We start from the raw sequence: 575 nt of genomic DNA on the forward strand, positions 1-575 counted from the left end.
TTGCCATCCTTGTATCTCACTGCAGTGTATCGCTCGCCCTGGTTGATAAACTCGGCGGCCAATATGTTGCCGTTACGCAGAAACTCGCCGTCGGCATATTCCTCTTCATACATGAGGGCAAAGCTGTCGCCTTCGCGGATATCCAGGGCAAAGTCGACGTCCCAGCCGAATATGGTGGCCAGTTGCATAATCTGCGCCGGGGTCAGTCCGGCATCGACACCGGCATTCCAGAAGTTGTTCTTGATACTGGCGCGGGCGAATTTATCCCGGGTCTCGACAGTTTTTACCGCCAGTTCCTCTTCGTAACCTTTGCCTTGTTTGCGGACTATCAGGGTAGAGATGGCATCGAGGCGGTATCTCAGCTCTTGCAGTTCGCCCTCGGCGTTCTTACCTATGGCGACTTCGTCACCTGGCATGATTTTCAGCAGGTTTTTCTTCGCCAGTGGCAGTTGAGTGATGTCGTAAACCTCTCTGGCGGTGAGTGAGGCGCGGCTGAAGAGCGCCGCCAGGGTATCGCCACTCTTTATCTCGAAGTGTTCCAACTCGGCTATCGCCGGACTGGCTTGCTCTGGAAC

The 575-nt window shown here is 55.0% G+C and carries 1 protein-coding gene; it reads right to left on the bottom strand.

What is annotated here, in order from left to right:
• Positions 1–575 (bottom strand): LysM-like peptidoglycan-binding domain-containing protein (locus IEX22_RS16360; protein WP_229660117.1); only part of this gene is annotated, 575 nt, incomplete at both ends.

This window comes from Tersicoccus solisilvae, assembly GCF_014643255.1.
GTDB classification, from domain to species: domain Bacteria; phylum Actinomycetota; class Actinomycetes; order Actinomycetales; family Micrococcaceae; genus Tersicoccus; species Tersicoccus solisilvae.